Genomic DNA, 26673 nt, shown 5'->3' with positions numbered 1-26673 from the left:
AACTACATTTCAAATAATGGGGGAGAAACCCTGATCCTGCAAAGCATTTCCTGAGAAATCGTTGCTAATTGCGGCAAACTGTCGAGGGAAGCAGCAGACGAACGCGCTGAGCTAAAATGAGGTTTGACAAATGTTTTTTCGCCGCTAAGATAAGCCTCCACAACGATTCCTCTGTAGTTCAGTCGGTAGAACGGCGGACTGTTAATCCGTATGTCACTGGTTCGAGTCCAGTCAGAGGAGCCACATTTAAGAAGCCTGCTTTCGAGCAGGCTTTTTGCTTTTCTGCGTCATCACTTTTCCGTATCCGCTGGCCGTTGCGAACCCCGCCACGAAACCGTATGGTGAAAGTCCCCTGCCCGTTGGGTGGTCATGCTTTGTATATGAGGAAAAATGGACGCTTTATTTGTCTACGGTACGCTTCGCCCGGGTCATTCTAATGCTCACATTCTGGAAAATATCGGTGGCGAGTGGTTGCCAGGTTATGTGACGGGTACGTTTTACGAACGTGGCTGGGGCGCTGCGGCGGATTTCCCGGGAATTGTGCTGAATAACGATGGCGCGCAGGTGCAGGGTTATCTGTTTTTATCCGACAACCTGGAGGCACACTGGTCAATGCTGGATGAATTTGAAGATGGCTATGATCGGGTCGAAGTGAGCGTAACCACAGTGGATAACCGACACGTCACCGCATGGATTTATCAGTTACAGCCAGCCGTGTAGCGATATCCGACTTATGTGATTTACAGGCATGATTGATATGAAAAGTTTGATTATTTCACTTTTGCTGATTTCTCCGGTCGCAATGGCCACCGCGGAGTTGTCGCCGCCTGAAAGTGCAGCCCTCAATTTTAATCAATGGTACATCGGGTAGTTTTGATCACGAGGCCTTTACCAAGGCCTCGTCGCAGGACAGGCATTAATTACTCTTGCGGGCCTGAGATATCCTTGCGGATAACCATCTTCTTTATTTCATCCAATAATTCAGCACCACTGCGCACGTCCCGTTTGCAGCAATTGTCATTTGCAAATTAGGCTGGTTGTTTTCACTGGTGCAAATCGGAACAATATAAACCAGCGAGTTTTTGGCCGGATATTGCGATTGTCCATTCTTCACCACATGTCCGCCAAGCGCATTTTGAGGGCAGACGGCACCCGTAGCACTATTTTTGCCAGGATCGAAACCACATTTTTCTCTGTATATCGCTATCCAGGACTTATTATCAATTTTGGGATCATCGGTTGACCCAATGACATTTAAAAATTGTTGTCCTTTATTCCAGGTGGTTATGCTATTAAAGGTCGACTTCACTTGCATGTCAGTAGGTGGTACGGATTTCACCTCACTGGTTGTTTGCGTATTTTGTGCGTTTATCTTTGCACTACTTGTTTTTTCTCCTGTTTGCGATGAACTACAACTGCTAAGTGCTATAACAACCGCTAATAATGTAAATAGATTTTTCGTTTTCATACGCCCCTCATATCTCAACAGATTAAGGATAACAAATGAATATATTCACGATATTTAAAAGCAGACGAATTTGCAAAGCGCGATTTCGGTACACGTATTTTCAGCACGAGTCATATTGCAGAGTCGCACAGGAATCCTGGCAAGCAGATAATCATATACCGATGCTTTCGTGGTAGATGGTGTGTGTAGTCTTCCGTGGGAATAAATTTCAGCCCAATATCTCCTCTGACATGTCTTTTATAAAATCAGGTTTATATCAGATTCAGGATATATGCCTGACCCCCTTCGCTTTGTGGTGAAGTTTTCTGCTCTAATGCAACAAAAATCACATTGCTTTATGCACAACACTGCAAGCACAGCAATCTTTTGCGATTTCAATCACAAACAGGAGTAACGATGTCTGCTCCGGAAGTATCAGGAAAATGTCCTTTGGTATTTCAAAGACATGCTGAAGCAGGCCGAATGTCACAGGCTTTCTTCCCGCTCAGGTCTGGCACGGTTCGCCGGATAGAGGTATCAGAAGTCATTGCTTTTGACCAACATACCGCTTTTGTTCCAGAATGCTGTACGTACGATCACTCGCCGTGCTGTGGGACATTTGTAAGTCACGTATTAACGAAAATGTCCGGATGTCACAGAGGAAATAGCGAACAGGAATGGTTGAAATGAAGAAATATTTATCGCTGCTGGCAGCGATCATGCTAGTAGCGTGTACAAGTGCACCAAATTTGCCGCCTACCGATACCATTGTGGCGGTTAAACCTATTGAGTCAGGCATTATCGCCAGCTCAGCTAAATACAGTTACCGTTTTTTCCGTGAGGGCATGCCGCAGGAGTATCAACGTTATAAGACATTTTATGAACGCTTTCATCAACAGGCCTCCGGGGTGCGGGTTAACTTTATAGTAAAAGAACATGAAGTGACGGCAGAATACCTGGTGGTGATTGATAAGCGCAAGCTGGATGCCGGGCAGCTTACAGTGCTGGTCAATGAGTATAAGGCGGCTCAGATCGATAACGATCGCCTCGGCGTTCTGTTTAAGGCCGCGGGATTCTGGTCCTCCTCGCACGCTCCGGAACTGGCAGCACCTTACCAGTTGGAACGCCCTGTAGTGGTATCAATCAATGACAAGACCGAAACCCTGAGCACGCTTGGAACCATCGCCCTGATCCCTTTAGTGCCCTTGTTTCCGCTGTTCATGATGTACGGATGCGCCACTGGCCCCTGTGTATAAGGGAAACAACGGGCTCAGAAACTTACCAAGAGGCGAACAAAGGCGTTGATGATAAAACCGGTGACGTCATAGTGGTTTTATCAAAACACCCGCATCTCTCTTTTGACCTGGACCATCAGGGATTCATAATGTCCGCTGCGGGTGAGGGGCGGAAGTTCACTGTTATTTTTCCAATTGGTTAGGTCATCACTAGCATCTGGTTGTATTAATCAAAAGGAAATAGCCAGTTGGTAGAGCAGAGTTTTGACATATTGCTCATATATCTATTGACCATTCTTAAATCTGTATTAATATTTTTTCCATATATTCGCTGAAGCAGTATCAATGTGGTTTTGATCTTTGACATCACTGCATTGCCTCCAACTGCACACTATGTTTCACGGTTTTGCGTTACGTTAAGTAGGTATTTCCAATGAAATGTGCGTTAATTTATGATTTTGATGGAACTCTAGCAGAAGGTGATTGTGCCCAACACGGACTTATGCCCGCTTTAGGAATTGATGATGTTGCTTCTTTTTGGCAGTCCGTTAAACAACGGGCAAAGAATGATGATGGCGATGAAATATTGTCTTATCTTGGGCTTCTTGCTGAGAAAGCAAGTGAGCTTGGTTCCCAAGAGTTAACTGAAGCCAACTTGAAAAAACATGGAAAATCAATCCCGTTATTCCCTGGTGTTGACGGCTGGTTTGAGCGAATAAATGATTATGCTCAACAACACGGTTTGGAATTGTATCATTACATAATTTCCAGTGGCTTAGATGCGATGATTAGAGGGACATCCATAGGCTGTAAATTCCGTGATATCTATGCATGTAAATATCATTATTCTCCTGACGGTAAAACCGTTACATGGCCAGCACAAGCAATCAATTACACTACAAAGACTCAATTTTTATTTAGAATAAATAAAGGCATTCCTAACTCATGGGATAATGCAGCCATCAATAAATTCATAGAGCTTGAAGATCGCGAGATCCCTTTCCAAAAAATGATATACTTTGGAGATGGAGACACAGACATTCCAGCAATGAAAATGGTTCGATATCAAGGTGGTGTTTCTTTGGCTGTATTTGATAATAAGAAATGGAATAATAAGACCACACAAGAAAAAGTTGAGAAGTTAATAGCTGAAGAGAGGGCGAATTATGTTGTCCCTGCTTTGTATGATGAGGGAAGTCAATTAGATGTTACAGTAAAAGGACTGTTACAATTATTTAAGAGAAAGGGATAGCCAGGCAATTATGCCCGCTTCTGGCACGCAGCGGACCGCCTGAAGCGGCGCGAAGTCCGCTGTGAGCGAGGAGCAGACATTAATCGTATTGATCAAAGTGTACAAAAACCACAAAACCACAAAAATTCAAGGAATAAGAAAAAGTCATTTCTATTTTAAAAAAATAAGAATATATTTCTATGGTTTTGAAAAAAAACTCTACTCCAATAAGGATAAATATGATTACTGGGATGCCAACAAAAGATGATTTTTATTCTACAGCTTCACATATGGTTAATGAGGCATGGGAAAGCGTTTGTGAATTAGGCTTCCCATATAATAAATTCTTAATGGAAAACTCCTTAAGAAAAAAACATAATCTTGAGCTTATTGATTTAAATTCCTATTGGGCTTATGCAAGCCCGAAATTAATATCAGCATTTTCTTTAGTTCAGCAATCCGTTGAGTTTAGATTGAAAGGTATAATTTGTGACATTTCACCGTATCTTCTTATATCTAATTCCGTTACATCGCCACCAAAAAAAGTAAATGGTAGAATAAACTTTGGTGACTTTTATACACTTGATGCTAAAGATCTTCTAAAAGTTATTGATACATTCACAAATGTTAAACTTGATGATGGGTTTGCAACAAAATTTAATATGATGAGAGCATTGAGGAATTCATTTATGCACTCAGTAAATTATAATGGCGGTGTAACTTTTGAGAGTATAATTGATTTAATTTGTTATATGCACAAAAATCTTAACCCAAAAGACCCTGATTGGTTTGTATACAGATATAATTATATGGTAACACACTCATCAAATGGAATTGATCTCTCTAAAGAGTATTTAAAGGGCTGGGAATACAAGCCTGCAGCAGAATATGTGGAAATGTTCAATGTACATGTTGAGTTTAACACAGTTATAAATTTATTAAGTCCTGAACTAACAAGGGAACACTTTAACTTCATCAAAAACCCTAACAAAAAAAGAAGTTATGAATGTGTTTCATGTTCAGAAAAACTTGATAGATCTCAGCGCGTTCATGCAAAAAATGATGATGATTTTTTCATAGGAAGATACACTGTTCAAGCTACAAAAGAATTCCCTAAAATTGGTGTTTGTGCAATATGCAAAAAGAATCAAAGCATAAAATAACAACATGGCAATTTAAATATAACTAGCTATGCAATTAATTGTTTAGAGATTGAACGTCTGTATATGGCACATAGCAAACATCTATGTGCTGCTAAAGGTCTGCTGTGAGCGAGAAGCAGACGTAGCTGGTTAGTGGGTTAACACTGTAAAAAACACCTTCATTTGAAGGTGTTTTAACTATATAAGGTTATTACCAACATTTGCTACTTATGCGGAATACTATTCACTGTCTTCTTCATTTTGAATAACGATCCCTCTAGTTCTTAAGAACTCATCAACCTTTTTGTTTAACTCGCTATCTTCATCTTCATAGCTCACGTCATTATCATCTAATTCAGAAATCAGATTGCTTTTAAATGTTTCAAAGTCGCGCTTAAACTCCCAGTTCTGGAATTGTTCCGAGGCATAACTTATAACTCTATCGATAATTCTTGCTCCGATTGATAATGTTTTTGTACTTGATACAGCTAAAGAATGCACAAGTGAAAAATATTGTGTGTCTGATAATGATTGGGATGATGCTGTAATGTCGAGAAATTTATAAGGAGATACCACCCATCCGGCATGTAACGCTTCTTTGCTAACGTTTATCATAGTATTGTCAAAAGTCAAAATTATCCAGTGAGCATTCAAATCAGTTATTTCATTATGAGTGAATTGCAAAGCCCATAAATCGTGGTCCATAAGATAAGGTGATTTGGTCTGGTTGCGTGACTCAAGGTAGTTATTATACTCTCGCTCAAATTGGGCGCAATCTCCATTCTGATAGTATGGGGTATCTACGAATTGAACGCCTGATTTATTTAAAATAGATTGGATGTCAGTCATCACTACTCTAACCCATTCCTTCCAGCTATTACGCTCGATAAGAACAGCGGAGCTAAAGGTTTTCAAATAATCAAGAATATTATCAGGAACCTTAATTCCTTGTATTTTAAGTGCGTAGTAATTGGCAATAAAAGCATTTTTTGAGTATTGTAGTTCTTCGGGGTTTTCATAACCTTGAAGGAAGGAGTATTTTCGAGCATTTAATAAATGAGAGGCGCATTCGTTAATGTAATAAAATGGTATAAAAGGCATTGCATCCAGTTTTAATGCGCGTTTTATGGCTTTTTTACTTATATTATAAAAGCCATCGACATCTCCATTGTATAGGCAAGAGCATATCCAATGGATAGCTACTGTAGGTTCGACTAAGATTTTAAAATCACTCCATCTGCTTGCTCCGAGAGCTTTTGCAGAGGATATTGTATTTTTACCTTCCAAGGCTACATAAATAGATGCTCTGGCTAATTTAATTATTAGAGGATGATTCGATGCGCTTTCAAGTATAGCTAGGGCAGCTTCATTAGCTTTTTTATTTGTCAGGCCGGATTTGTTTTTAATATAATCTCTAATGCTGTTTTTGTCCCTGTTTCTGTGATTGAAGAAGGACTCTATGCTAATCTTGGCCTTAACATCAGACAAAAGATCAAGCTGGTTTGAAATATATGAATCAGCAATGTAAATACTTATTTCTTTTGACTCTTTTAACGTCCAGTTAACTTGGAAGTCTTCACGCATAATATCTATTTGGACCGCAGCTAGATCGCTTAACTCTTGTTCGTAAATTCTTTTTCTAGCTTTAATGTCTTGGCTAGACCCTTGAGAGAGTGCGATTAATCCTCCTTCAGTACGCTGTAAAAGGGATTTTGAAAATAAAGCACCGATACGTTTTCTTAAATATGGGGCTTTATCTGATTCTATATTAAGGAATGTGATAACCTTCTCAACCAATTCATCTTCATGTAGGCTTTCAGAGTCAGATAAAATAAAAAGTATTGTATCATCATATACCCCATCCCGCATGCCTTTGGCTTCATTTGACATCACAGTGTAACTATGAAGCGCCATTTCTTTGTAGTCTGGATTGCTTTGAAATGATCTTGGTAGTGGATAATTCGTTTGATCCAAGAATTTATTAAGAAGATTACCATCGAGTAAAAACTCTGCAATGTGCCTGGCGCTAAAAAAAGAAACTTGAATGTCTAACTCTTCATTATATTTTTTTTCAAATTTTCTGCACTCAATTTCACTAACGTTGTTTGTGGTAAAAAAGTAAAATCTTTTAGCCGAAAGCTTTTCAATTGCCTTTAAAATATCACGACCGAGTTTTTGAGGGATTTTTTCTTTTTGTGTGGTAAGTTGGTATATAGAATCATTTCTAATCCCATCATCAGTTACACTTATAAAGTCAGCACCACCGTCATTAGAACCATCAACATTTATAGCATTAATTTCAAAATAGTCTTTAAGGACTATTTTACAAGCTACATCAAAGAAATTTTTACTCAATCCGCGAATATGGTTAACTAAAGTATCGTGATCCATGTGTACCCTCTTCAATAGCGTTAATTAAATCTCATTCAAATATTCAGCTTCTGTGTCTGAAAGTATATTGTTACTATACAGGGATAATATAGCACTATTCTAAGGTTAGTTGTGTGCAAGATGTCAGTTTGTTGCACGTATCGGCTGATCCGGGGGTATGTAACTCATTAGGACTCGCCATTTGTGTTAAGTTAATCAAAATATTGTGGTGACAACATTCATAGCTTCACTTCTAGATTAATCATAGCGATTTTGATGGCCCATCAAAATCGCTATAACTGCGAGCAACGCATCCGTCGATAAACTGCGCCGCGTGACATTCCTCCAGTTGGTGGATCTTGTAGACTTCCAACACTATATCAATCAGAGGCTTTGCTGACACATCAAGATTTGACATATTTCAAATAGGAATATTCTTGCTCTGTTACTGAGTAATGGCCGTATATAAAATCTTATTATTAAACATCTTAGAACATCTTTCATCATATAGCATTACTACTTTTTACCGCATCAATGTTTTATTTTTCTAAGTTTTTTGACATTTCAGTTCCTGAAAGCACGAGATACTATAACTACCGCTTATGGCACTGAGCGGACGGTCCGACTTGAGCGAATTGCAAACAATCACCGTAAAGTTATTGCTGAGGTCAGAAAAACCCAGCATTTAGCCTAGAGCAAAACGTAGCTAGCCCTAAGGGGCTACGCCTGTTTTTAAGTCAAATTATCGATGTAAAACCACTTTATAGCTCATGGCTATGTCAATCAATATGGTTCACAAAAAATCCTGAGTAGATGGCTTTGTGTCAAGAATTATTCACCATCATGCTAAATGAAAGAAAATTTGGGGTATAAAGATAAATACCTTTTAAAATACATGGTTAACAAAAAGTTGGCAGCATTTTAACAGAATTTATCTAAATCTTATGAGCTAACTTCCTTTAAATGCTTTCTTTAAATCCTTTTGAAATTTATCCATGAGCTTGTCTGCATAGTCTTCTGCGATATCCATCGCTTTAGCCTTCACAACAAAGATGAGAGAAGTCACATCATTTTCGCGTCCGCAGTTTGCGCACACAATCAGCGAGCCGTGAAGAGGGGCGTAGTTTTCGTGTGGTAATGCAAATAGCTCGGAGTGGCAGAAAGTGCATCTCAGGCCGATGGGTTTCTTCAGTTCTTCCATGTGGCTTACCTTTTATAAAAGTCCGGTAAGAGAACCAGTAACACCGCCTACCACAGAAGAAGTTAGTGGATGCTCCAGGAACTTTGTTAGAAGCGACTTAGCTTCTGCCTTTTCTTCTGATGTCGCTTCAGCACGGTCAATTTTGTCTATCACTTCCTGAAAGACATTGTAAATATTTTGCGTATTACCATCGCCTACCTGAGCTGACCCGGCAACATGGATAGCGCCAATGGTATAACTGCTCCTCGCAAGTTCATAAGAGCGGTTCTTACCGTGCTTAACCGACAGTGCGCGGCTCTGTCCTTCTTCTGTTAGTGCGACACGATCGTATCTGGTTGACATGTTTTTCAACAAACCGCGTGAATGGCATCTTTTTATAATTCCAAATAAATTCTCTTCTGACCAACCATGCAACTTTTCTATTGCTTTACGATCCTCTTGCTCCTGAGCAAAACTCCAATACGTATCCGTTATAGTTCCCCCAATTCGTTCCATATCGTCATTCATAAAAGTCAATAAAGCATCAATATCGTTTTGAATTTTATCCGGATCCATATTTATTCCTTTTTAACAGAGTGCTGTAGTTGAGACCGATGAAAAGATAGCCATTATAATTTACGTCTGAGCTTGACGTTCATACAATTTATCACATCTAGAGAATCATTCATGGACACAAGCAGCGGTGTAAGTATCCCTGCAAAACGAACCATCAACTTTTAGGGAGTCTCTGGCACTCCAACGTCCGTTCCTGGCCCAAAGCACCCCCTTATCGGAAAATCTTCAGCTCGTTCACCTGCTGCACATCAACCCCCCCCCGTATTTAAGATACCACTCAAAACAGTAATGATAATTATTTGCATTAATGTGATATGTTGAATGTGCAAATAACCAGACCTGCTTCTCATGGCGGAAGGTAAGACTCATCGCGTGGGGAATAACCTGTGGCTGCGTTGAGATGCAGCATCAATACAATTTATGGAGATAAGATGAGAAGAATTTCAGTCCGTTCAGTGCTGTTGGCCTCCACTATTGCGATGTCAACCGCCACAACGGCATACGCCGATAGCCAATGGGCAGCGGCCACCACTACCTTTCCTGGCAGCATACGTGCCGGGTCACGGGACGTTCCTGTTCAGCCCGGAGATAAAACGGTTATAACGATTAAGAGCCTACATGCGGGCACGACCGTCACCATACTGAATGGTGCGGAAGTCCTGACACCTAAACCACTGACCGCCGACGAGAAGGGAAACCTCACCATTCCGCTGACCGTTCCGGCCGATGCGGCTATAGGCCTTCATCCACTCACGGTTATTACGCAAAATCCCGCGAGCGTTTCGCAGGTCATGTTGAAACTGTCTCAGGTTGTGCCGCCGAAAAACACGGAGGCTTTCAGGCTGCAAACAGTTCCGGTGGGTGAGCGGGCTTACCAGTCGGCAATTTCGGCCGACGGGAAGCTGTTCGTCACGTCTGCTCGTGGCCCGAAGGACGGTAGCCGCCTGATTAGACTAAACGCCGGAACCCTGGCTGTCGAAGCGGAGGCTACGCTGCCTAAAGACAAAAAGGGTGAGCAAATTGGTGTCTTCGGCGTCGGTGTTGATAATGTCCATCATCGCATCTGGACGACAAATACCCTTGCCGAGACGGTGACCGTCTATGACGCCAAAACGCTTTCCGCTGTGAAAGTCTTTCCGGAAGGGTCAGTCCCCCATCCACGCGATGTGGTTATTGATGAAACCCACAATCGGGCCTATGTCAGCGCAGCGTTGACCGGTTTTATCGAGGTCTATGACACCAAAACGCTGGAACATATTGGTCAGATGGAGTTCGTTGCAGAGCGTGGGCGCGAGCTGTTTAACAGTACCGATCTTGCCCTAGACAGGGTCGGAGGAAAACTCTATGGCGTCAGCCGCGATACCCCTTGGGTGGGTTGGATTGATCTCAAAACGGGCAAGAGTACGACGGTGAAAATACCTCAGGCGCAAGGCGCAACCGACATCGCTCGCGATCCGAAGACCGGCCGTCTTTACGTCGCTTCCCAGGAGACGAACAATGTCGTGGTGCTTGATGCGGACGGCAAGGTTCTCGCGGATACCTACATTGGTGCCGGGGGCGTATCTGTCGTCTGGGATCCCGTGACGTCGCAGGTTTTCGCCGCCACGCGTGCAGGCGGAACCGTTGCTGTTCTGGACAAGGACGGTAAACTGGTCGCTAATATCCCAATGGATGATACGCCAAACCACCTGACTGCCGGGCCTGATGGCGCCGTTTATCTGGTGTCTATGTATGGTACGACCGGGGATAAAGCTCAAACAGGCTCAGTGACGAAAATCACCCCCCAAAAATAACGGGTTTGATCTGCTACGTTATTCGCGGGCAGATCAGCCAGGCATTATTACTAGCCCCCAGCCGCTTATGGATTGGGGGTGTGTTCCCGGCATAACTGACCGGTATTCACATCCTCTTACCCGAGGCAGGCTGACGTCCATCTCGACCCATAAACTCAAATTTGCAATACATATTCCGCGTTGCAATGTCTGCCGCACGAAGCTGCCGGACCGCAAGTCTCTAAGAGGCTGCGAGAAGCAGACATTGCATGATTTATGCCCTCCAACCTGTCGAACATTCTGATTCTTCCTGGCGTTATTCGGATAATGTGTACTTCTCCCGTGCTGTCGCCCCCTTGTCAGGATCGTGTCGCCTGTCTGTCGTGTTCGTTGAGGTACGGATGTGCGAATATGTCCCTGTCAACAATCAGCGGGAAGCATCAATGGACATGGGTGAAAAGGTGAAAGAGTACCGGCTCAGGAATGCCTGGTCACAGGAGCAACTGGCAGAACTGGCTTCTCTTTCTGTACGCACGGTGCAGCGTATAGAAAATGGGCATAAACCCGGGCTGGAAACGCTCAGTGCGCTGGCCTCAGTATTTAACGTAAACGTTGCTGAACTGTCCGGAAATATGACGCCGGCGGAAGAAACGCTGGATACGCGTATCAGCGAAGCCAGGCTTCGCGTGGAACAGGAAACGCGTTTTTATCGCGCGCTCATTATTGCCCTGTTTGTCTGTAGCGTGCTGATGGTGGTCAATTATCTCTCCTCGCCGGGAAGCTACTGGTCTGTGGTGGTGACATTCATATGGGGTTCGCTTATTGCCTTTCGCGCCCTGCGGATCTTTGTATTAAAAGAGCGCATCGCCACGTGGCAGCAAAAAAGAGTGCAGCGCCTGCTGCGAGAGAAAAATGACCTTTCAGGCCGGGAAAAATAGTCATCAGTGAACAATGGCTGATTAACTCATTTTTATTTGCATAGCCGGGTAGTTTTTGTAGCCCGGCAACCGTAACGCCTCATCAACAAGGTGAAAACATGTCTTTTTTACCGTATATCCAAAATACGCCTGTCTGGGTGTGGGTCCTGTTTATTTACTTGCTTCATCGCGGTATTAATGCCCTTTTCGACAGAGAAATGCGACCGGGCAGACTGTTCTTTCTTCCGATATTTTTCCTGCTCTGGGGAATATACGGTATCACGCGTGAAACATTTCATCCCGATATCAGTTTGTTTACGATGCTAATTGGCGTACTGGCAGGCATTGCTTTCGGGTATTTATTATGGCGCTCACAACCGCCGCTCAGACATTCTGATACACCGGGATTTATTATTCGCGCCGGAACACCGTTAACCCTCGGGTTAATCATCATTGCCTTTGGCCTCAAATATATATTGACGGCAACCGTTTATCTTCATCCTGAATTACGTGAAGCGCAGTCGTTTAGTCTTCTCTTCGGATTACTGACGGGGCTTGTCGACGGTATTTTCTGGGGAGGAACGCTGAGGGTGTTTGTGCCGTGGTATAAAAAAGAACGCCAGCGTAAACAAGGGACAATTTAACCCTCAGGATCTGGGGCATCACGCAAAAAAAGACGACAGTGAGGTGTCGTCTAAAAGTGGAACGTCGTGAGCCCCTGTCAGGGTCATACGGGCCTTCTTATGATGCGAATTCAGTTCACCGCCAGCCGCAAGCCTAAATCCTCCGGATACGGGGCAAAGTAGTTCTGTTGCAACAGATAGCGATCCGGGTACTCGCCCAGGTAGTGCTTCAGGAGCGTTAACGGCGCCAGGATCGGCAGCAACCCATTGCGATAATGAAGGATGACATCGCGCAGTTCGCCCCGCTGGCGGCTGTTCAGATGTTCACGGAAGTACCCCTGAATGTGCATCAGCACATTGGTGTGGTTTTCCCGCGAGGCGGTTTTTTTCAGGATCGCCATCAGCTTTTCACGGTACGCCACAAAGAAGGCGTCCAGGTCTTCCCACTCGTGCAGCGACGCGACAAACGGCCCAATCTTGCGGTAGTCCGCCTGATGGTGAGCCAGCAGTTGAAGTTTGTAGCGGCTGTGGAAGTCCAGCAGCGCGCGGCGGGTCAGGCCGTTAGCCCGCAGAGTGTTAAGCTCATGGAGCGCAAAAACGCGCTCCACAAAGTTTTCCCGCAGCACCGGATCGTGCAGGCGGCCATCTTCTTCGACCGGTAACCACGGGTACGCTTCGAGTAACGCGCGGGTAAACAACCCTACCCCCTCTTTACGCCCGCGATTGCCCTTTTCATCATACAGCCGCACACGTTCCATGCCGCAGCTCGGCGATTTGGCGCAGACGATAAAGCCCGACAACGCCCCCAGCCGGGGAAGATACGCGTCGCTAAATGCGGCCATTTTTTCCGTCACATCATCGTGTGGCGCATGGCTGAAGCGCATCCGGAAATCGCCGTCGCTGGTCTGAACCAGGCGCAACGCCGGGCGAGGCACAGGCAGACCGATGGCCATTTCCGGGCAGACAGGCTGGAAAGCCACCCACTGCCCCAGCCCGTCCATCACAAAGCCCATGCGCTTATGACCACCGTCAAACCGGACAGCAGAGCCGGTTAAACAGCCGCTGATCCCAATAACAGGTTGAGTATTCATGGCGATCCCCTCTTACTGCGCTTGTCGGGTGAAGAAACGCATGATGGCAGTGTGTTCATGAGTCTCACCGGGTCTTTAAACAACATGTTGCACGTCGCATAATTAAAACTTACACAATCATTTTTATTTGTCCAAGTTTTAAATATAATATTTTATATAATTTATTAATTTCAATTGGTTATAGAAATTTATTTTGTGTGTTTAGGGGGCTTTAACGTGAGCCAGAGCCGATATCTCTGGCAATGTCTTATTGGGACGTGGGGAAACGGAATCAGAGAGGAATGACGTCGAGGGATACAACCTGCTGCTGCCAGAGTTCAATCTGCTTTTTGCGCGCCGCGGTGAGTTTGCCGGTGGTGACCAGCAGCCATTTTCGTTCCGGGAAGATTTCAGGCGCAAGCATGGCGGGCGGAACAGGAAGCACGTCAATGCGGTGGCCCTGCCCGGTACGCTTGAGCGCTTCAAGCCAGATTTCACACGGGTCGGTAAGGTGCCAACCCGTGATAAGGTAATTATCCCCCGGCGCTTTTTTATCCCCTTCGAGGCAAAACGAGGTGTAGGAGATGATGATACCGTCGAGCACTTCACGCAGGGTCATCATGGCCGGAATGTTGGCCGAGACGTTACTGCGCAACGGGCGCAAGACTTCCGTGACCAGTTCCGGGCGAGGATATTCGCGGCCTGAGTCATAAATCAGCTGGCGCAGGGACTCGATTTTGCCCTCTTTCAGCCGCTGTAACATGCTCTCTTGCAGAGTCAGCCAGTTGTTTGTTCTGCGCGCACCGGGCCGTACCAGCAGGGGTTTCACCTGGCTGACAGGCACCCCTTTTTTCACCCAGTCGAGGATGTTGAGCGCCTGCTGAACATCATCATCGCTGTACAGCCGATGGCCACCCTCTGTGCGCAGCGGTTTGAGCAGGCCGTAACGACGCTGCCAGGCACGTAGCGTGGTTGCGTTGATCCCGCAAAGCCGGGCGAATTCGCCGATGGAGTAAGACATGGGTACGCCTGATAACAAAGAATGGTCTCAATATACTACGAATATTTCCGGCCTGAATGAAGTGCGCCATGCTTGCGCTACACTTTACGCCCAGGCGTGTAAATGAAAGGAGTTCTCATGAAGCTATGGCCCGTTGTGACCTGCGTTGCTATCGCCCTGACGCTGGTTGCCTGTAAATCCCCAACGCCGCCGCAAGGCGTTCAGCCCATCACCGGGTTTGATGCCCGTCGCTATCTGGGTAAATGGTACGAAATCGCCCGTCTGGAAAACCGCTTCGAACGCGGCCTTGAACACGTGACCGCCACGTATGGCAAGCGTAGCGACGGCGGCATTAGCGTGCTCAATCGCGGGTACGATCCGCTGAAGAACCAATGGCGTGAGAGCGAAGGAAAAGCCTACTTCACCGGCACGCCCACCACGGCCGCGCTGAAGGTCTCGTTCTTTGGCCCGTTTTACGGCGGTTATAACGTGATCAAACTGGATGATGATTACCAGTACGCGCTGGTCAGCGGCCCGAACCGCGACTATCTGTGGATCCTGTCGCGCACGCCAACCCTTCCGGAAGCGGTAAAACGTGATTACCTGAACACCGCGCGAAATCTGGGTTTCAGGGTCGATCAACTGGTGTGGGTAAATCAATAACGCGGCGTGCAAAGGTATTATTGGCAGAGAGGCTGTGCTTTTTGACGCACGCGCTTCAGGTCTGAAACGACACATCAGGAGGAAAGTCATGTCCGCTTTGAGCGAACAGCAGACACTCAGGAGTTTTTTCCGAAATACTCATTTTCATAGCTTGTTACGTGCCACCTTCGAAGGACTGTCGCCCGTCAGCCTTCTGAACATAGCTATGAAAGCAGATGGGCTGCTGTAATTCAGCTCTGTTGAGATTTGATGCACTGGCATCCCCTGCTCAAGCATGGACAGTGACGCAACCAGTTTCATTCGCTGGCGCCATTCATTGTATGTCATGCCAATTTGGGACTGAAAACGGCGGGACAGTGTCTTTTCTGTTGTATTCATTAGAGCCGCCCAGTCTGAAAGTGATTTTCTGTCACCCGGATTACTCCTGATCCCTAACGTCAACTGAATGATAAAATCATCGTCAGAAACGGGTAAAAAGCTATCGCATCTTGGGGACTTATTCAGTTGATCAATAAGTACCAGAGCCAGCCTTTTATCTTCATCAGTTTCTGGCACTGCTACGCTCCTGGATGAAAAGTCAGTAAATATAGCTCTTATAAGTGGGCTCAGTTTCAGCGTGCAGGACGACTCCGGCAGTCCGATGCAATATTCAGGATCCAGATAGACTGAGTAAAATTTTACTTGGCGGTGGTTATTGCAGCAATGAAGTGCCCCGGCAGGTATCCAGGTAGCGTATCCCGGGGGGGAGAGGAAGCTTTTTCCTTCAACTGTAAACTCCATCACACTATTTTCTGCAAAACCAAGTTTCCCCCAGGGCTGCCTGCGAGGCAGATAAACTGTACGGCCTTCATACATCGAGGTCCTGAAGGTGAGAGGAGAAGGAAGATTTCCATCTTCAAATGGATGCAAGGGATGTCTGTTATCTGTCATTGAGTGTCTTAAATTCACTATATAATGATAATGGTGCAATTGGTAATCTAACCGGACTTTATTTCCGGAGCAACTCATGTCTGCCAAATACCTTTTTTACTCACTTCTGGCCGTTTTTATCTGGGGCGGGAACACCATAGTTAACAAACTTGCTGCAGGTGCTATACCTCCGGGTATTATTGCCTTTGAGCGTTGGGTCATAGCCTTTTTAATTCTCTCACCTTTTGTGTTGAAGGATGTTGTACGCCATCGGGATGCCATACGCAGCCAAATCTGGAAGCTGGCCATTCTGGGATTGCTTGGTATGGCCATATGTCAGGGGGTTGGCTATTATGCAGCCGGATACACTTCAGCGACGAACATGGCTATTCTTCTGGCGCTCGTTCCGTTGTTTACATTACTGATCAGTACCGTGTATTTACGTGAGCTACCTTCATTCTCAACGGTTGCCGGAGTTCTGGTCTCTCTGGCTGGGATCGTTATTGTTCTTGGTAAGGGATCTCCTGCCGCGCTGTTTTCAGGAGGCGTGAGTAAAGGCGACGGCCTGATGTTGCTTGTGGTTCTGGCTCTGGCATTTTATGGCATCTTGCTAAAAAAGTGGTCCGGATCAGTACCGCCATTCGTTTCCTTATATTTGCAGATTGGTTGGGCTGTTGTTTTTCTACTTCCGGGGTATCTTCTGGAAAGCAATGCACCGTTTACACTTTCAAATATTTCAATGATTCTCTATGCAGCGATCCCCGGATCAATTATTGCCCCCTTTGTATGGATGCAAGCGGTCAGTCATCTTGGCGCTGCCAGAATAAGTATCTTCATGAATCTTATCCCTGTAATCACAGCCGCGATTGCTACAGTGTTCCTCGGTGAGCATTTACATGCATATCTGATATTTGGCGGCGGTTTGACTATTGCAGGAATCATTCTGAGCCAGAAAAGAAAGGCCAGGAAAAGATCTTCCGTAATGTAATAAATGTCGCCGGATGAAGCAAAACGATCATACTCAGCAAAGAACGGACAACAAGAGAGGCCACAATGTCTGCAGTTACTCCTAATATGCCATGGCAACTTCAGCCGGACGATTTCATTCTGTCAGGAGTCAGCCTGGAAAGATGTTCATATCAGCATTACCCCGCGATCAGAATGACAATGCCTTCCGATAAAATTCAGGATCCAGAAAGAGATATTCTGGCTGACAGGGATTTCATGGCCTGGCTACCGCTAGATTTTGGTGATGGAGAAATTGAAGCCTGGCTTGCCAGTGAACTGGTATCTGAAGCTCCTGCATACGCCAGAGGATTTATTGGTTTAACTTTTCGTATTGATACGAAAGGTCAATTCGAAAGCATCTATCTTAGGCCAATAAACAGCCAGGCGGACGACCAGGTCAGACGTAACCACAGTGTGCAATACGTCGCATTTCCTGATTTCAGATTTGATCGCCTGAGACGTGAGTCACCCGAGAAATATGAAACCTATGCTGAGCTGGAATTAGCGCGATGGATTCACATGAGAATTGTTGTCAATGGAAAACAGGCAATTCTCTATCTTGATCATGCTGATAAACCGGCCTTTATTGTCAGTGATCTTAAACTGGGAGAAGCTCAACGTGGCGGTGTGGGTGTATGGCTGGAATCAGGGACAGTGGCCTATTTCCGGGACCTTGTTATCCGTAGACAAACACAGGCACAAGACCCGATTACTGGTCGCTAGCGTTTCATAAGTAGTATTTCATCATAAAACTCGAAGCCGGTCCTACCCATCAATAGATCGGCACTCTTATCGCTTTTAGATTGAGTATCCAGGACGTCTGCTTTTGGCACAAAGCTGCCCGCAATAACCGCCACAGAGTAGAATATTGGTCCGACGAGAATAATAGCAGGTCACTATTACAGACAGGAATTTCACAACAACAAACGACAAGGCAGGCTAAAGCCTGCCTTGTACATTCTTCGCGGTAACGTTAGCTCAGTTTAAAAACGGCTACCGTCTCTTCCAGTACCTGCGACTGCTCTTTCAGCGAATGTGCCGCTGCAGAGGCTTCTTCAACCAGTGCGGCGTTTTGTTGCGTTACGGTATCCATTTGTGCAACAGCCTGGTTTATCTGCTCAATGCCCCGGCTCTGTTCACCAGTCGAGAGTGCTATTTCCGCCATTAAGCCGGAAACATGCTGAACAGTGGTGATAATTCGTTGCATGCTTTCGCCCGCCTGCGACACCCTTTCGCTCCCCAAAAGCACTTGTCTGCTGGAAGCCTCAATAAGATCCTTGATCTCCTTCGCCGCCAAAGACGAGCGTTGCGCCAGATTACGCACTTCGCTTGCCACCACAGCAAACCCACGCCCTTGTTCTCCGGCCCTTGCGGCTTCAACTGCTGCGTTCAGCGCCAGGATATTGGTCTGGAAAGCAATGTCCTCGATTAAGGAGATAATGGTGTCTATTTTGCCGGAGCTGGATTCAATCTCCTGCATCGACATCACTGCATTTGCAACAATCGTATTCCCTTCCTGCGCGGAATCGCGCATCGTTGCAGCAAGCGTGTTCGCCTGCTGGGTGTTTTCAGAGGTGTGCTTCACGGTGGAAGTCAGTTGTTCCATGCTGGCTGCGGTCTGCCCAAGCGAAGCCGCCTGCTCTTCCGTACGGGCGGAGAGATCGGTATTACCGGCAGAAATCTCTTCTGCGGCGTGCGCCACGCTCTGACTGGAAGCACGTACCTGGGTAATGATCTCGACAAGAGAAAGTCGCATCTGCTCCAGCGAGCCAAGCATCTCGCCAATCTCATCTTTCGAGCCGTTGACAACGGGAATATGCAACTCACCCGCCGCCATCTGCTGGCAATGGCGACGAGCGGTATCCAGCGGTGAAAGCACCCGACGTCTGAGCAGAATAAAGATGGCGGCAATAATCAGGGTAAACAGCAATACAAAAACGCCGATCGTCACCATGCTGTTCACAAAGCGACTCTGCGCGTCGTTGTTAAGACGCTGGGCGTATTTTTCGCGGAAAGCGAGCAGGTTATCGAGTGTGATTTCAAACTGGCGATCAAGTTGTGGGATGGTCGTACTAACCAGTTGGTTGAACCGCACGGTATCGTTGGCGCTCGCCGCATCCATCAACGGACGCAGCCCTTCATCAACATACGTTTGCCAGGCACGACGATAGGGAGCGGAAAGCGCCTCTTCACCGGCAACCGGGGGCGCAGCCTGATAGTTATTGAATGCGTCCGTGGCTTTTTGCATCACCGCTTTTGCACTCTCAAGCGACGCCTGCGTTTTCTGTTTATCGCCCAAAGAAGCATTAATCATGGCTTCCATAAGCCGCACGCGCAGGGTGCGACTGTGGTTTATCGGATCAATAACCGACAACACCACACGAATTTCTTTATTCACATTGTCCAGCGACTCGTTGCTGCGGGTCAGTGACCAGAGGTTGGACGCAGAACTGACAAGAAAAATACAGAGTAAAAGGCCGAAAACGAGAAACGAAAAACGCCTTACAGACATGTTTAATCCCTTGGATAAATTTGTTTAAAAAATGACTGCACCTTGCGTGCAGCACACAACAATAATGTTATCGACCATTTAGCATTGAGATTTAACTCAATTTTATTTATTTCCTTAAATCAAATAGTTAGATAGAATATATTATCATCAGACAATAAAATAATGACGTTCTGGTTAATTCAAAACTCTTTTTTAATACATGCACTTCAGATATCAGCATATATTTCTGATGAAACTGGCTGTGTCCACCCGGCAAATGATACGCATTACTCAGAATGAAAAAACGTTAATGCGCGGCGCTATTTATATAAAACGATGGTTCGATTTTAAGAGTTCGTAAGCGCCACTGTTTTCTGATGGTGAACACTGAAAAGAGGGTTTGACAATAATCTGATTTGTTTCTGCTAAAGAAACGAGCTGAGGTAGCGTTAATCCCGCGACTTTCTCGATCATGTCATTGCTAAGGCCGTTGCTTAGCTGGCTGACGTCACCGGGTTCGCTTGCCAGGCGTTGAACGAGTAAGAGGTATGCTAAATTTAACTGATGAATATCATGCAGAAGGTTGTCGTCTTTAATCATTTTTTGCACCAGAGATTATATCAAAACAATTCACGCCCCTCCTGGCTGGATCATCCGTCGGCCGCAATAATATATATATAGTGCAAATTAGCCATAAAAATAATGTAAAGTTATTTCAGAACGTTAAAGAATAATTAATTATCATTTCGTTAATACAATGATGACCGTTATCGCGTTACATTTACCATTGCGAATTCTTCTCTTCGCCAGGTATAACCGCTTGTAATAGTGAAGATATATCAATGAAAAAATGAAAATATATTATATTTCCAAAATAAGCGAATGCAAACCTTAAGAATAATTAAGAAATACCTGACCTGTGGGTTAACATATATTTATGCTCCCCACGTTCCTGTTTGGCAGGAAAACCAGCACGACGTGCTTTAAAGCGAAAGCGGACACACGATGTGCCCGCAAACGTTACTCATTGCCCCATTGATTGAGGAAGTTCGCCACATCATCGATACGACGCTCGTCGATACCGGCTTCCGTGGCCATCTCCTGCTGCGCATTCTCGCTGATCTCTTCGTTATTCATCAAACGGGTAATCAGCAGTTGGAAATAGCGCGCCAGCGCGTCACGTTCGGACTCGTTCACCGGCGTGGCTGACTCTGTCGAGTACTCATCCACGATGTCATAAAACTTAAGCGGTGTGTCGTTGTTCATAAGTCGTCCCCGGGGTTATAGTGGTGTCCGTTGCAGCTTGCATCGTCTGGCCTGGATAATAGCACTGTTATTTTATTTTTCTGCCATCCATTTCGGGGATAAATGCTTAAACACCGGTGGATTCGCCAGTCGGCTGAAAATTGGGTATCATCCGCTCCCACTCTCTTTGCGGGCAGCCTGATGTCTACCCTTTTCGATACCTTTATTGCCCCACCGTGCCCGGACGAGATAGAAACGCTCTATCAGGACGATCACCTGGTGCTTATCAATAAACCCACCGGGCTACTCAGCCTGTCGGGGAAAAACCCGCAAAATCTCGATTCAGTGCATCATCGCCTGGTACAGATATTCCCTGGCTGCACGCTGGTTCACCGCCTTGATTTCGGGACATCCGGGCTGATGGTGATTGCCCGCAATAAAACCATCAACGCCGCCCTGTGCCAGCAGTTCAGCCAGCGCAGCGTAAGCAAGGTGTATACCGCTCTGCTTTGCGGGCATCTGGAGGAGGACGAAGGGGTGATAGACGCGGCGATTGCCAAAGATCCGGCCTGCTTCCCGCTGATGACAATTTGCGCCATCCACGGCAAACCCGCGCGTTCCCGCTATCGGGTCATTGAACGGATTTATCGTGAGTCAGAAAACGGAACGTTACTGCCGTTGACGCGGGTACACCTAACCCCGGAGACCGGGCGAACCCATCAACTGCGCATTCACTGCCAGCGATTGGGCCACCCTATTTTGGGTTGCGATCTGTATGGTGGTCGCCTGCTACCGGGCACGGAGCAGACACCACGCTTGATGCTACATGCCAGTGAGTTGCAGTTTATTCATCCAGTCAGTAAAGCGCGGATCCACGCCCGTCATGCCAGCCCGTTCTGAAACCCGGGCGTCGTATCCGGGTATTACCACATCAAATCATCAGGCACTTTAAAATCGGCATACGGATCGTCTTCATCCTGCGCTTCCGGACTCAGTGCACTGTTTAATACGATACTGCTGGCATCCCGCTGGGCAATTTTATCCGCCACGCTTGCCGGGATAATCGCGTATTCACTCTCACCGTTGTTATCCGTCGCCAAACGCGCAATGGCGAGACGGCCATTAATCAGCTGGGTCTGCGTCTGCTTATCCACCATGATTTTTTTGATGACATTATTATCGGTGAAGTTAAAACCAATATCGCCTTTTGCAAGGGTGATGCGGTTCATTTCAATGAGCTGCTTCACCTGCGCTTTATACTCTTTCGATAACGCAGCCTGTTTTTGTTGCTCGCTTAGCTGCTTATCACGCTCAAGCTGCGCTTTTTTATTTTCTTCCACCGCTTCTCTTGCCTCACGTGCCTGAACGCGTGATTTTTTAGCGGTTCGCTGGACTTTGGCCATTTTTTTACTGGTGACCAGGCCCGCTTTGAGCATCTGCTCTTGTAAGGTGAGTTTTGTCATCGTTGTCGTTACCCGTTAAAGAATGTGGATGATGTCAGACCTTGAGCATTTTTACCGTGGCATCGATGTCTATCTCATCTTCCGAGAAGATTAACGTCGTTCCCTGAAACGTGGTGATCGCCAGTTTTTTCAGCGTGCGCATTTCGCCCGGCTGAGCGGCTGATTTCGGCCTGATGTTCCCCATCAACAAACCGACGGAGAGCACCGCATTTTCTTTGTCGATGCGGGCATCGGCAGGCACGTCTTCGCTGTAAACGAGGTAAGATTTGATCGACGTGAGCTTAATACGCTCGCCCGCGATATAGATGTGTTTACTTTCCGGGATGACTTTCACCGCATAGGCGGAGAGTCCCTTGTTGTTGGTGGTGGGTTCAAAGGTCACCGCCGCATCTTTTTTAATCAGATCAGGGTTGGCGACCTTAATCACATGAAAATAGCGATTATCGCCGTTTTCATCTTTGATAAATCCAAAGCCTTTATCTTTAAACCACGTTGTGATTGTACCGTTCATCGCCATTACCGCCTGGTTAATCGTTTATCTACTCAATTTTTGCAGCGCGCAGTGTAATGCACAATGCCTGCGCAGACCACGCCTTTACTGTCAGTCCGGACGATAAATTTCCCTGATATGTTTATTTCACGCTACATGTCCGGCATGCAGCGATCCCACGGTGCAGGATCACCGCCGAAGCGCTGTACAAGAAATTCTAACAGCAGACGCAGCGAGCGTGGCTGATGTCTTCGCAAGAGGTAAACCGGTCCATATATTTGCCCGATTTGGTAGATAATGAATTGTCTGTTTAGCAGTTTATCCTCGCTTTGCGATCCAATAAAGTGCTCACAGTAACGTCTACGATGAAGGGGTAAACACATGACAGGAGCAACAATGAATAATTTCACTTTTCCTGAACAAGCAGTGATTTACGTGATGGATGCATACTGTGGTTGGTGCTGGGGATTCTCAAAACGGATGGCAGAGTTTGAAGCGGCAAACCGACACCGGATAGCCTTCACGGTCATCAGCGGCGGTTTGTTCCTGGATGATCGTGCCGTCCCCCTGTCCTCTTATCCGTATATTCCTCAGGCGAATGAAAGAATCGCAAGCCTGACCGGAGCCGAGTTTGGTACCGGCTATAAAACACTGCTGGATAAAGGTGAAGCCGTGATGGATTCACTCGCGGCCGCAGAAGGGCTCGCAGTACTCCGTTCGTTATCGCCGGAGCGTGCTGTACACTGGGCGCATGAATTACAGGCAGCATTCTACGGCCAGGGTCTGAGTCTTTCCGATCCCGCAACCATTACCGGTATCGCGAAAGCCCATGGTTTTGATGACGCCGCCGTACTTTCTGCATTGCAGGACGGTTCCGCGATGGCACAGGCCAGACAGGATTTCGCTATTGCCCGTCAGCTCGGTGTCACGTCCTACCCAACGCTTCTCTATATTAATGACGGCGTGTTGCACCCACTCCCGGCAACCGGCACGCCTCTGGATGTTCTGAATCAGACACTGGACGCCCTGATGGGCTAACGCAAATGCGAGGCTTTTATGATCGTCACCACAACACCGCGGCTCATCGTTCGCGCCTTTACCGACAAAGACGCCGCCGAGCTCTTCGACTATCTCTCTTCGCCTCGCGCACCCTGTTTTTATGATGAGAAACTCAGCACTCTCGCCGACGCAACAGAAGAGGTTAATAAACGATCGCGAGATGCCAGCCAGTTCGCCGTGTCTCTGAAAGAGAGTGACACGCTGATTGGTCACCTGTTTGCCGAAAACAGTGAGGAGCCGGATCCGAATACCTGGTGTGTAGGCTGGCACTTTAATGCGCGCTATGAAGGCCAGGGTTTTGCCACGGAATCCACCTCAGCGTTGTTTGATTATCTGTTTAGCGAAAAAGACGCCAGACGCCTGTATGCCTATGTTGAAGACACCAATCTTGCTTCGCAGAAACTGTGCGATCGTCTCCACATGCGCCAGGAAGGCTGCTTCAGGGAGTTCGTCTCGTTTGTCACCGAAGACGGCGAGGAGAGATATGACAACACCTTCGTCTACGCCGTACTTAAAAAAGAGTGGCAGGCAAGCAATCAATAACGTGTTGGCGGAACGCCGAACATCTGGCGAAAAGCAAACGTGAAAGAGGCCGGACTGGAGTAGCCAAGATCCAGCGCAACCTGGGTGACGCTCCGGTTATTTTTGAGCATCACCACCGACTCAAGCAGCCGCACGCGTTTTTTCCACTCGCTGAACGCCACGCCGGTCTCCTTTTTAAAATGGCGCGAGAACGTGCGCACCGACATGCCGCTACAGGATGCCCACTGCTCAATGCTGTGCGCTTCACCGGGCGTCTCCTGAATCTGACGGCACACGTTCATCAGCAACGGTGAACCGGGCCACGGCACCGAAAACCCGGCATCAGGCAACTGCCTGAGCAGCGTGACTAACACGCGCACCAGTTGCGCATCGTCCCCCTCTTCGTCGTACATTTCCGGCACATGCGCCGTCGCATAGTGAATAAACTCGCGCACGAAATCGCTGACGATCACCACTTTGCTGCCGCTGTGTTCGATTGCGGCGAAGTCCGCGTCCACATACAGGCTTTCCAGCAGCACATGATGACTGGACAAAATGCTGTGCGGCACATGAGCCGGGATCCACACGCCGTAAAGAACAGGCACGACGAGGGTTTTGCCTTCAATTTCCACGCGCATACTCCCCTCGCGCGCATAGAGAAACTCCGCAAACGGGTGCTGATGTTGCTCCACGCCCGTATCGTCCGGCAGCGGATAGCTGCGAAAGTAGACCGGACGAGGCAGAGACATCAACACCGGCGCTGGCTGCCCGAAAACAGGCTGACAGGGTGGAGACACAAGCTTAGGGCACATTAAAAGCTGACCTCTATTCGATGAAGTTTGTCTTGATACCACAGCGCAGGCCGGGCGGGTTTACGGAATAATGAGCGGGCATTAAGCATATTTCACTCAGTTATGAATAATTTACCACCCGGCAATCAGGGCGATAACCTCTTTTCGCAGCAGGTTCGCTCTTCGCGCCAGGCCACCGATGGCGGGTAGATTTTCCGGCTGACCGACGAAACCGTTGAAGGAAAAATGATGGCTAACGAATGTACCGCCGTTGATATAAGTAAACCAGACCAATGGCTGCGGATCGTGCAGGAGCTGTTATCACAGGCCGGTATTGTTATTAATGGGTTTAACCCGTGGGATATCCGGGTGCATGACAAACGCTTTTTCAAACGCGTGTTACAGCAGGGCTCTCTGGGGCTCGGCGAGAGTTACATGGAGGGGTGGTGGGATTGCAAGCGTCTCGATATCTTTTTTGAGCGGCTACTGAACGCAGGCGTGGATGAGCAGCGCCCTGCCCGCCTTTATGATCTTGCCCGCATTGCCTTTGCGCGGCTGACCAACCCGCAGTCCCGCAAGCGTGCCTGGCAGGTTGGCGAGGTGCATTACGATCTCGGCAATGACCTGTTCAGCCGCATGCTCGATCCCAACATGCAGTACTCTTGCGGTTACTGGAAAGAGGCGGAAGAATTATGCGAGGCGCAGGAGCACAAACTGGCGCTGATCTGTGAAAAACTCCAGCTTAAGCCGGGAATGACACTGCTGGATATTGGCTGCGGCTGGGGCGGATTAGCGCTGTACGCCGCCCGGCATTATGGCGTCAAAGTCGACGGTATTACCATTTCGGCGGAGCAAAAAGCCTATGTGGAAATGCGTGGCCTCGGGCTGGATATCAACATCCTGCTCCAGGATTACCGCGACCTGAACAAGCAATATGACCGCATCGTCTCCGTCGGCATGTTCGAACATGTGGGGCCTAAAAACTATGCCACCTATTTTGCAACCGTGGACCGTTGCCTGAAACCGGATGGTCTTTTCCTGCTGCACTCCATCGGGTCAAATCAGACCGGGCATAACGTCGATGCCTGGATCAATAAATACATTTTTCCTAACGGTTGCCTGCCTTCGGTAAAACACATTGCCACGGCCAGCGAACCCTGGTTTGTGATGGAAGACTGGCACAACTTTGGTCCGGATTACGATAAAACATTGATGGCCTGGCATAGCCGTTTTAATGAGGCGTGGCCGCAGTTAGCCGAGAATTACTCCGCTGAATTTCGCCGCATGTTCAACTATTACCTGACGGCCTGCGCGGGCGCGTTTCGCGCCAGAAATATCCAGCTCTGGCAAATTGTCTTTAGCCGGGGCGTAACCGGTGGACTGCGCGTAGCGCGCTAACGTGGATCACCGGTTTGATCGTTCAACGCTATTCGTCAATTGCCGGACAATATCGCGCAACGCCCCTGGCA

General features: G+C 47.0%; 28 protein-coding genes and 1 tRNA gene. 15 read left to right on the top strand and 14 right to left on the bottom strand.

All coding sequences use genetic code 11. The features are described from left to right. Positions 1 to 2: 2 nt before the first annotated feature. Positions 3 to 161, bottom strand: a complete 159-nt coding sequence (locus ACQ3G7_RS03265; RefSeq protein ID WP_411554187.1) for a DUF5951 family protein — start codon at positions 159 to 161, stop codon at positions 3 to 5. A gap of 6 nt (positions 162 to 167) precedes the next feature. On the opposite strand from ACQ3G7_RS03265, the gene ACQ3G7_RS03260 reads away from it, so the two are divergent. Beyond that, a tRNA-Asn gene (locus tag ACQ3G7_RS03260) sits at positions 168 to 243 on the top strand. 147 nt (positions 244 to 390) lie between these two features. Beyond that, positions 391 to 720, top strand: coding sequence for a gamma-glutamylcyclotransferase family protein (locus ACQ3G7_RS03255; protein ID WP_430888817.1), 330 nt, complete (start codon positions 391 to 393; stop codon positions 718 to 720). 244 nt (positions 721 to 964) lie between these two features. On the opposite strand, the gene ACQ3G7_RS03250 is transcribed toward ACQ3G7_RS03255, so the two are convergent. Next, positions 965 to 1468 carry a hypothetical protein gene (locus tag ACQ3G7_RS03250; protein ID WP_430888816.1) on the bottom strand — a complete coding sequence of 168 codons (504 nt, stop codon included), beginning with the start codon at positions 1466 to 1468 and terminating at the stop codon, positions 965 to 967. 665 nt (positions 1469 to 2133) lie between these two features. Between ACQ3G7_RS03250 and ACQ3G7_RS03245 the strand changes: the two genes are divergently transcribed. The 3 genes from ACQ3G7_RS03245 to ACQ3G7_RS03235 all read left to right on the top strand — a co-directional run bounded on the left by ACQ3G7_RS03245 (position 2134) and on the right by ACQ3G7_RS03235 (position 5076). Next, positions 2134 to 2703, top strand: a complete 570-nt coding sequence (locus ACQ3G7_RS03245) for a hypothetical protein (RefSeq protein ID WP_263100315.1) — start codon at positions 2134 to 2136, stop codon at positions 2701 to 2703. 412 nt (positions 2704 to 3115) lie between these two features. Then, positions 3116 to 3934 (top strand): HAD family hydrolase, encoded by an 819-nt coding sequence (locus tag ACQ3G7_RS03240; RefSeq protein ID WP_430888815.1) that lies wholly within the window; start codon positions 3116 to 3118, stop codon positions 3932 to 3934. 179 nt (positions 3935 to 4113) lie between these two features. Continuing rightward, complete coding sequence (locus tag ACQ3G7_RS03235; RefSeq protein WP_430888814.1) at positions 4114 to 5076, top strand: hypothetical protein; 963 nt, start codon at positions 4114 to 4116, stop codon at positions 5074 to 5076. Between the two features lie 219 nt (positions 5077 to 5295). Here ACQ3G7_RS03235 and ACQ3G7_RS03230 read toward each other — a convergent pair whose 3' ends face one another. From ACQ3G7_RS03230 to ACQ3G7_RS03220, 3 genes are all read right to left on the bottom strand, one after another. Further along, a complete protein-coding gene (locus tag ACQ3G7_RS03230; protein ID WP_430888813.1) occupies positions 5296 to 7446 on the bottom strand; it encodes a hypothetical protein in 2151 nt (716 codons plus the stop codon). Between the two features lie 928 nt (positions 7447 to 8374). Then, on the bottom strand, positions 8375 to 8626 hold the full coding sequence (locus ACQ3G7_RS03225; protein ID WP_430888812.1) for a hypothetical protein: 252 nt from the start codon (positions 8624 to 8626) through the stop codon (positions 8375 to 8377). Between the two features lie 12 nt (positions 8627 to 8638). Then, positions 8639 to 9181, bottom strand: coding sequence for a hypothetical protein (locus tag ACQ3G7_RS03220; protein WP_430888811.1), 543 nt, complete (start codon positions 9179 to 9181; stop codon positions 8639 to 8641). 386 nt (positions 9182 to 9567) lie between these two features. Here ACQ3G7_RS03220 and ACQ3G7_RS03215 point away from each other — a divergent pair, with 386 nt between their 5' ends. From ACQ3G7_RS03215 to ACQ3G7_RS03205, 3 genes are all read left to right on the top strand, one after another. After that, positions 9568 to 10974, top strand: coding sequence for a YncE family protein (locus tag ACQ3G7_RS03215; protein WP_430888810.1), 1407 nt, complete (start codon positions 9568 to 9570; stop codon positions 10972 to 10974). Positions 10975 to 11396: 422 nt separating this feature from the next. Further along, entirely contained in the window at positions 11397 to 11891 is a 495-nt protein-coding gene (locus ACQ3G7_RS03210) for a helix-turn-helix domain-containing protein (protein WP_430888809.1), read from the top strand. Positions 11892 to 11989: 98 nt separating this feature from the next. Next, positions 11990 to 12514, top strand: a complete 525-nt coding sequence (locus tag ACQ3G7_RS03205) for a DUF6622 family protein (protein ID WP_430888808.1) — start codon at positions 11990 to 11992, stop codon at positions 12512 to 12514. A gap of 110 nt (positions 12515 to 12624) precedes the next feature. Here ACQ3G7_RS03205 and ACQ3G7_RS03200 read toward each other — a convergent pair whose 3' ends face one another. Beyond that, the gene (locus ACQ3G7_RS03200) at positions 12625 to 13584 is read right to left on the bottom strand and encodes a YbgA family protein (RefSeq protein WP_430888807.1); all 960 of its coding nucleotides are present in this window, start codon (positions 13582 to 13584) and stop codon (positions 12625 to 12627) included. A gap of 271 nt (positions 13585 to 13855) precedes the next feature. Further along, a complete protein-coding gene (locus ACQ3G7_RS03195; RefSeq protein ID WP_430888806.1) occupies positions 13856 to 14584 on the bottom strand; it encodes a MerR family transcriptional regulator in 729 nt (242 codons plus the stop codon). 117 nt (positions 14585 to 14701) lie between these two features. Here ACQ3G7_RS03195 and ACQ3G7_RS03190 point away from each other — a divergent pair, with 117 nt between their 5' ends. Continuing rightward, entirely contained in the window at positions 14702 to 15226 is a 525-nt protein-coding gene (locus tag ACQ3G7_RS03190) for a lipocalin family protein (RefSeq protein WP_430888805.1), read from the top strand. 144 nt (positions 15227 to 15370) lie between these two features. Here the strand turns inward: ACQ3G7_RS03190 and ACQ3G7_RS03185 are convergent, their stop codons facing one another. Further along, positions 15371 to 16081: an AraC family transcriptional regulator gene (locus ACQ3G7_RS03185; protein WP_430888804.1), complete on the bottom strand. Its 711-nt coding sequence runs from the start codon at positions 16079 to 16081 to the stop codon at positions 15371 to 15373. Between the two features lie 151 nt (positions 16082 to 16232). Between ACQ3G7_RS03185 and ACQ3G7_RS03180 the strand changes: the two genes are divergently transcribed. Further along, positions 16233 to 17123 (top strand): DMT family transporter, encoded by an 891-nt coding sequence (locus ACQ3G7_RS03180; RefSeq protein WP_430888803.1) that lies wholly within the window; start codon positions 16233 to 16235, stop codon positions 17121 to 17123. Between the two features lie 65 nt (positions 17124 to 17188). After that, positions 17189 to 17866 carry a hypothetical protein gene (locus tag ACQ3G7_RS03175; RefSeq protein WP_430888802.1) on the top strand — a complete coding sequence of 226 codons (678 nt, stop codon included), beginning with the start codon at positions 17189 to 17191 and terminating at the stop codon, positions 17864 to 17866. Between the two features lie 250 nt (positions 17867 to 18116). On the opposite strand, the gene ACQ3G7_RS03170 is transcribed toward ACQ3G7_RS03175, so the two are convergent. The 3 genes from ACQ3G7_RS03170 to ACQ3G7_RS03160 all read right to left on the bottom strand — a co-directional run bounded on the left by ACQ3G7_RS03170 (position 18117) and on the right by ACQ3G7_RS03160 (position 20900). Then, on the bottom strand, positions 18117 to 19655 hold the full coding sequence (locus ACQ3G7_RS03170; RefSeq protein WP_430888801.1) for a methyl-accepting chemotaxis protein: 1539 nt from the start codon (positions 19653 to 19655) through the stop codon (positions 18117 to 18119). A 303-nt stretch (positions 19656 to 19958) separates the two neighbouring features. Further along, positions 19959 to 20234 carry a flagellar transcriptional regulator FlhD gene (locus ACQ3G7_RS03165; RefSeq protein WP_430888800.1) on the bottom strand — a complete coding sequence of 92 codons (276 nt, stop codon included), beginning with the start codon at positions 20232 to 20234 and terminating at the stop codon, positions 19959 to 19961. Between the two features lie 420 nt (positions 20235 to 20654). Then, entirely contained in the window at positions 20655 to 20900 is a 246-nt protein-coding gene (locus ACQ3G7_RS03160) for a YmjA family protein (protein WP_430888799.1), read from the bottom strand. A 180-nt stretch (positions 20901 to 21080) separates the two neighbouring features. Here ACQ3G7_RS03160 and ACQ3G7_RS03155 point away from each other — a divergent pair, with 180 nt between their 5' ends. Beyond that, a complete protein-coding gene (locus ACQ3G7_RS03155) occupies positions 21081 to 21779 on the top strand; it encodes an RluA family pseudouridine synthase (RefSeq protein WP_430888798.1) in 699 nt (232 codons plus the stop codon). Positions 21780 to 21802: 23 nt separating this feature from the next. Here the strand turns inward: ACQ3G7_RS03155 and ACQ3G7_RS03150 are convergent, their stop codons facing one another. After that, on the bottom strand, positions 21803 to 22342 hold the full coding sequence (locus ACQ3G7_RS03150; protein ID WP_430888797.1) for a DUF2058 domain-containing protein: 540 nt from the start codon (positions 22340 to 22342) through the stop codon (positions 21803 to 21805). A 34-nt stretch (positions 22343 to 22376) separates the two neighbouring features. After that, a complete protein-coding gene (locus ACQ3G7_RS03145) occupies positions 22377 to 22859 on the bottom strand; it encodes a cold-shock protein (protein WP_263100299.1) in 483 nt (160 codons plus the stop codon). 369 nt (positions 22860 to 23228) lie between these two features. On the opposite strand from ACQ3G7_RS03145, the gene ACQ3G7_RS03140 reads away from it, so the two are divergent. Then, positions 23229 to 23870, top strand: a complete 642-nt coding sequence (locus ACQ3G7_RS03140) for a DsbA family protein (RefSeq protein WP_430888796.1) — start codon at positions 23229 to 23231, stop codon at positions 23868 to 23870. An 18-nt stretch (positions 23871 to 23888) separates the two neighbouring features. Further along, a complete protein-coding gene (locus ACQ3G7_RS03135) occupies positions 23889 to 24434 on the top strand; it encodes a GNAT family N-acetyltransferase (protein WP_430888795.1) in 546 nt (181 codons plus the stop codon). On the opposite strand, the gene ACQ3G7_RS03130 is transcribed toward ACQ3G7_RS03135, so the two are convergent. Continuing rightward, positions 24428 to 25162, bottom strand: a complete 735-nt coding sequence (locus tag ACQ3G7_RS03130) for a helix-turn-helix domain-containing protein (RefSeq protein ID WP_263100297.1) — start codon at positions 25160 to 25162, stop codon at positions 24428 to 24430. The genes ACQ3G7_RS03135 and ACQ3G7_RS03130 overlap by 7 nt on opposite strands. 291 nt (positions 25163 to 25453) lie before the next feature. On the opposite strand from ACQ3G7_RS03130, the gene cfa reads away from it, so the two are divergent. Beyond that, positions 25454 to 26602: a cyclopropane fatty acyl phospholipid synthase gene (gene cfa / locus ACQ3G7_RS03125; protein ID WP_430888794.1), complete on the top strand. Its 1149-nt coding sequence runs from the start codon at positions 25454 to 25456 to the stop codon at positions 26600 to 26602. Positions 26603 to 26673: the final 71 nt, after the last annotated feature.

It is taken from the genome of Kosakonia sp. N21, from assembly GCF_050587465.1.
GTDB lineage: Bacteria > Pseudomonadota > Gammaproteobacteria > Enterobacterales > Enterobacteriaceae.
The sequence above is the reverse complement of the archived record's forward strand: the minus strand, read 5'-3'. Positions and strand labels throughout refer to the sequence as shown.

What these genes read in the sequence shown, in the direction of transcription:
- ACQ3G7_RS03150 (WP_430888797.1), bottom strand. Translation starts at nt 22,342, where the DNA reads ATGACAAAACTCACCTTACAAGAGCAGATGCTCAAAGCGGGCCTGGTC.
- ACQ3G7_RS03205 (WP_430888808.1), top strand. Translation starts at nt 11,990, where the DNA reads ATGTCTTTTTTACCGTATATCCAAAATACGCCTGTCTGGGTGTGGGTC.
- ACQ3G7_RS03245 (WP_263100315.1), top strand. Translation starts at nt 2,134, where the DNA reads ATGAAGAAATATTTATCGCTGCTGGCAGCGATCATGCTAGTAGCGTGT.
- cfa (WP_430888794.1), top strand. Translation starts at nt 25,454, where the DNA reads ATGGCTAACGAATGTACCGCCGTTGATATAAGTAAACCAGACCAATGG.
- ACQ3G7_RS03160 (WP_430888799.1), bottom strand. Translation starts at nt 20,900, where the DNA reads ATGAACAACGACACACCGCTTAAGTTTTATGACATCGTGGATGAGTAC.
- ACQ3G7_RS03210 (WP_430888809.1), top strand. Translation starts at nt 11,397, where the DNA reads ATGGACATGGGTGAAAAGGTGAAAGAGTACCGGCTCAGGAATGCCTGG.
- ACQ3G7_RS03165 (WP_430888800.1), bottom strand. Translation starts at nt 20,234, where the DNA reads ATGATTAAAGACGACAACCTTCTGCATGATATTCATCAGTTAAATTTA.
- ACQ3G7_RS03230 (WP_430888813.1), bottom strand. Translation starts at nt 7,446, where the DNA reads ATGGATCACGATACTTTAGTTAACCATATTCGCGGATTGAGTAAAAAT.
- ACQ3G7_RS03240 (WP_430888815.1), top strand. Translation starts at nt 3,116, where the DNA reads ATGAAATGTGCGTTAATTTATGATTTTGATGGAACTCTAGCAGAAGGT.
- ACQ3G7_RS03175 (WP_430888802.1), top strand. Translation starts at nt 17,189, where the DNA reads ATGTCTGCAGTTACTCCTAATATGCCATGGCAACTTCAGCCGGACGAT.
- ACQ3G7_RS03170 (WP_430888801.1), bottom strand. Translation starts at nt 19,655, where the DNA reads ATGTCTGTAAGGCGTTTTTCGTTTCTCGTTTTCGGCCTTTTACTCTGT.
- ACQ3G7_RS03190 (WP_430888805.1), top strand. Translation starts at nt 14,702, where the DNA reads ATGAAGCTATGGCCCGTTGTGACCTGCGTTGCTATCGCCCTGACGCTG.
- ACQ3G7_RS03220 (WP_430888811.1), bottom strand. Translation starts at nt 9,181, where the DNA reads ATGGATCCGGATAAAATTCAAAACGATATTGATGCTTTATTGACTTTT.
- ACQ3G7_RS03255 (WP_430888817.1), top strand. Translation starts at nt 391, where the DNA reads ATGGACGCTTTATTTGTCTACGGTACGCTTCGCCCGGGTCATTCTAAT.
- ACQ3G7_RS03140 (WP_430888796.1), top strand. Translation starts at nt 23,229, where the DNA reads ATGAATAATTTCACTTTTCCTGAACAAGCAGTGATTTACGTGATGGAT.
- ACQ3G7_RS03195 (WP_430888806.1), bottom strand. Translation starts at nt 14,584, where the DNA reads ATGTCTTACTCCATCGGCGAATTCGCCCGGCTTTGCGGGATCAACGCA.
- ACQ3G7_RS03135 (WP_430888795.1), top strand. Translation starts at nt 23,889, where the DNA reads ATGATCGTCACCACAACACCGCGGCTCATCGTTCGCGCCTTTACCGAC.
- ACQ3G7_RS03225 (WP_430888812.1), bottom strand. Translation starts at nt 8,626, where the DNA reads ATGGAAGAACTGAAGAAACCCATCGGCCTGAGATGCACTTTCTGCCAC.
- ACQ3G7_RS03200 (WP_430888807.1), bottom strand. Translation starts at nt 13,584, where the DNA reads ATGAATACTCAACCTGTTATTGGGATCAGCGGCTGTTTAACCGGCTCT.
- ACQ3G7_RS03130 (WP_263100297.1), bottom strand. Translation starts at nt 25,162, where the DNA reads ATGTCTCTGCCTCGTCCGGTCTACTTTCGCAGCTATCCGCTGCCGGAC.
- ACQ3G7_RS03180 (WP_430888803.1), top strand. Translation starts at nt 16,233, where the DNA reads ATGTCTGCCAAATACCTTTTTTACTCACTTCTGGCCGTTTTTATCTGG.
- ACQ3G7_RS03250 (WP_430888816.1), bottom strand. Translation starts at nt 1,468, where the DNA reads ATGAAAACGAAAAATCTATTTACATTATTAGCGGTTGTTATAGCACTT.
- ACQ3G7_RS03185 (WP_430888804.1), bottom strand. Translation starts at nt 16,081, where the DNA reads ATGTATGAAGGCCGTACAGTTTATCTGCCTCGCAGGCAGCCCTGGGGG.
- ACQ3G7_RS03145 (WP_263100299.1), bottom strand. Translation starts at nt 22,859, where the DNA reads ATGGCGATGAACGGTACAATCACAACGTGGTTTAAAGATAAAGGCTTT.
- ACQ3G7_RS03155 (WP_430888798.1), top strand. Translation starts at nt 21,081, where the DNA reads ATGTCTACCCTTTTCGATACCTTTATTGCCCCACCGTGCCCGGACGAG.
- ACQ3G7_RS03235 (WP_430888814.1), top strand. Translation starts at nt 4,114, where the DNA reads ATGGTTTTGAAAAAAAACTCTACTCCAATAAGGATAAATATGATTACT.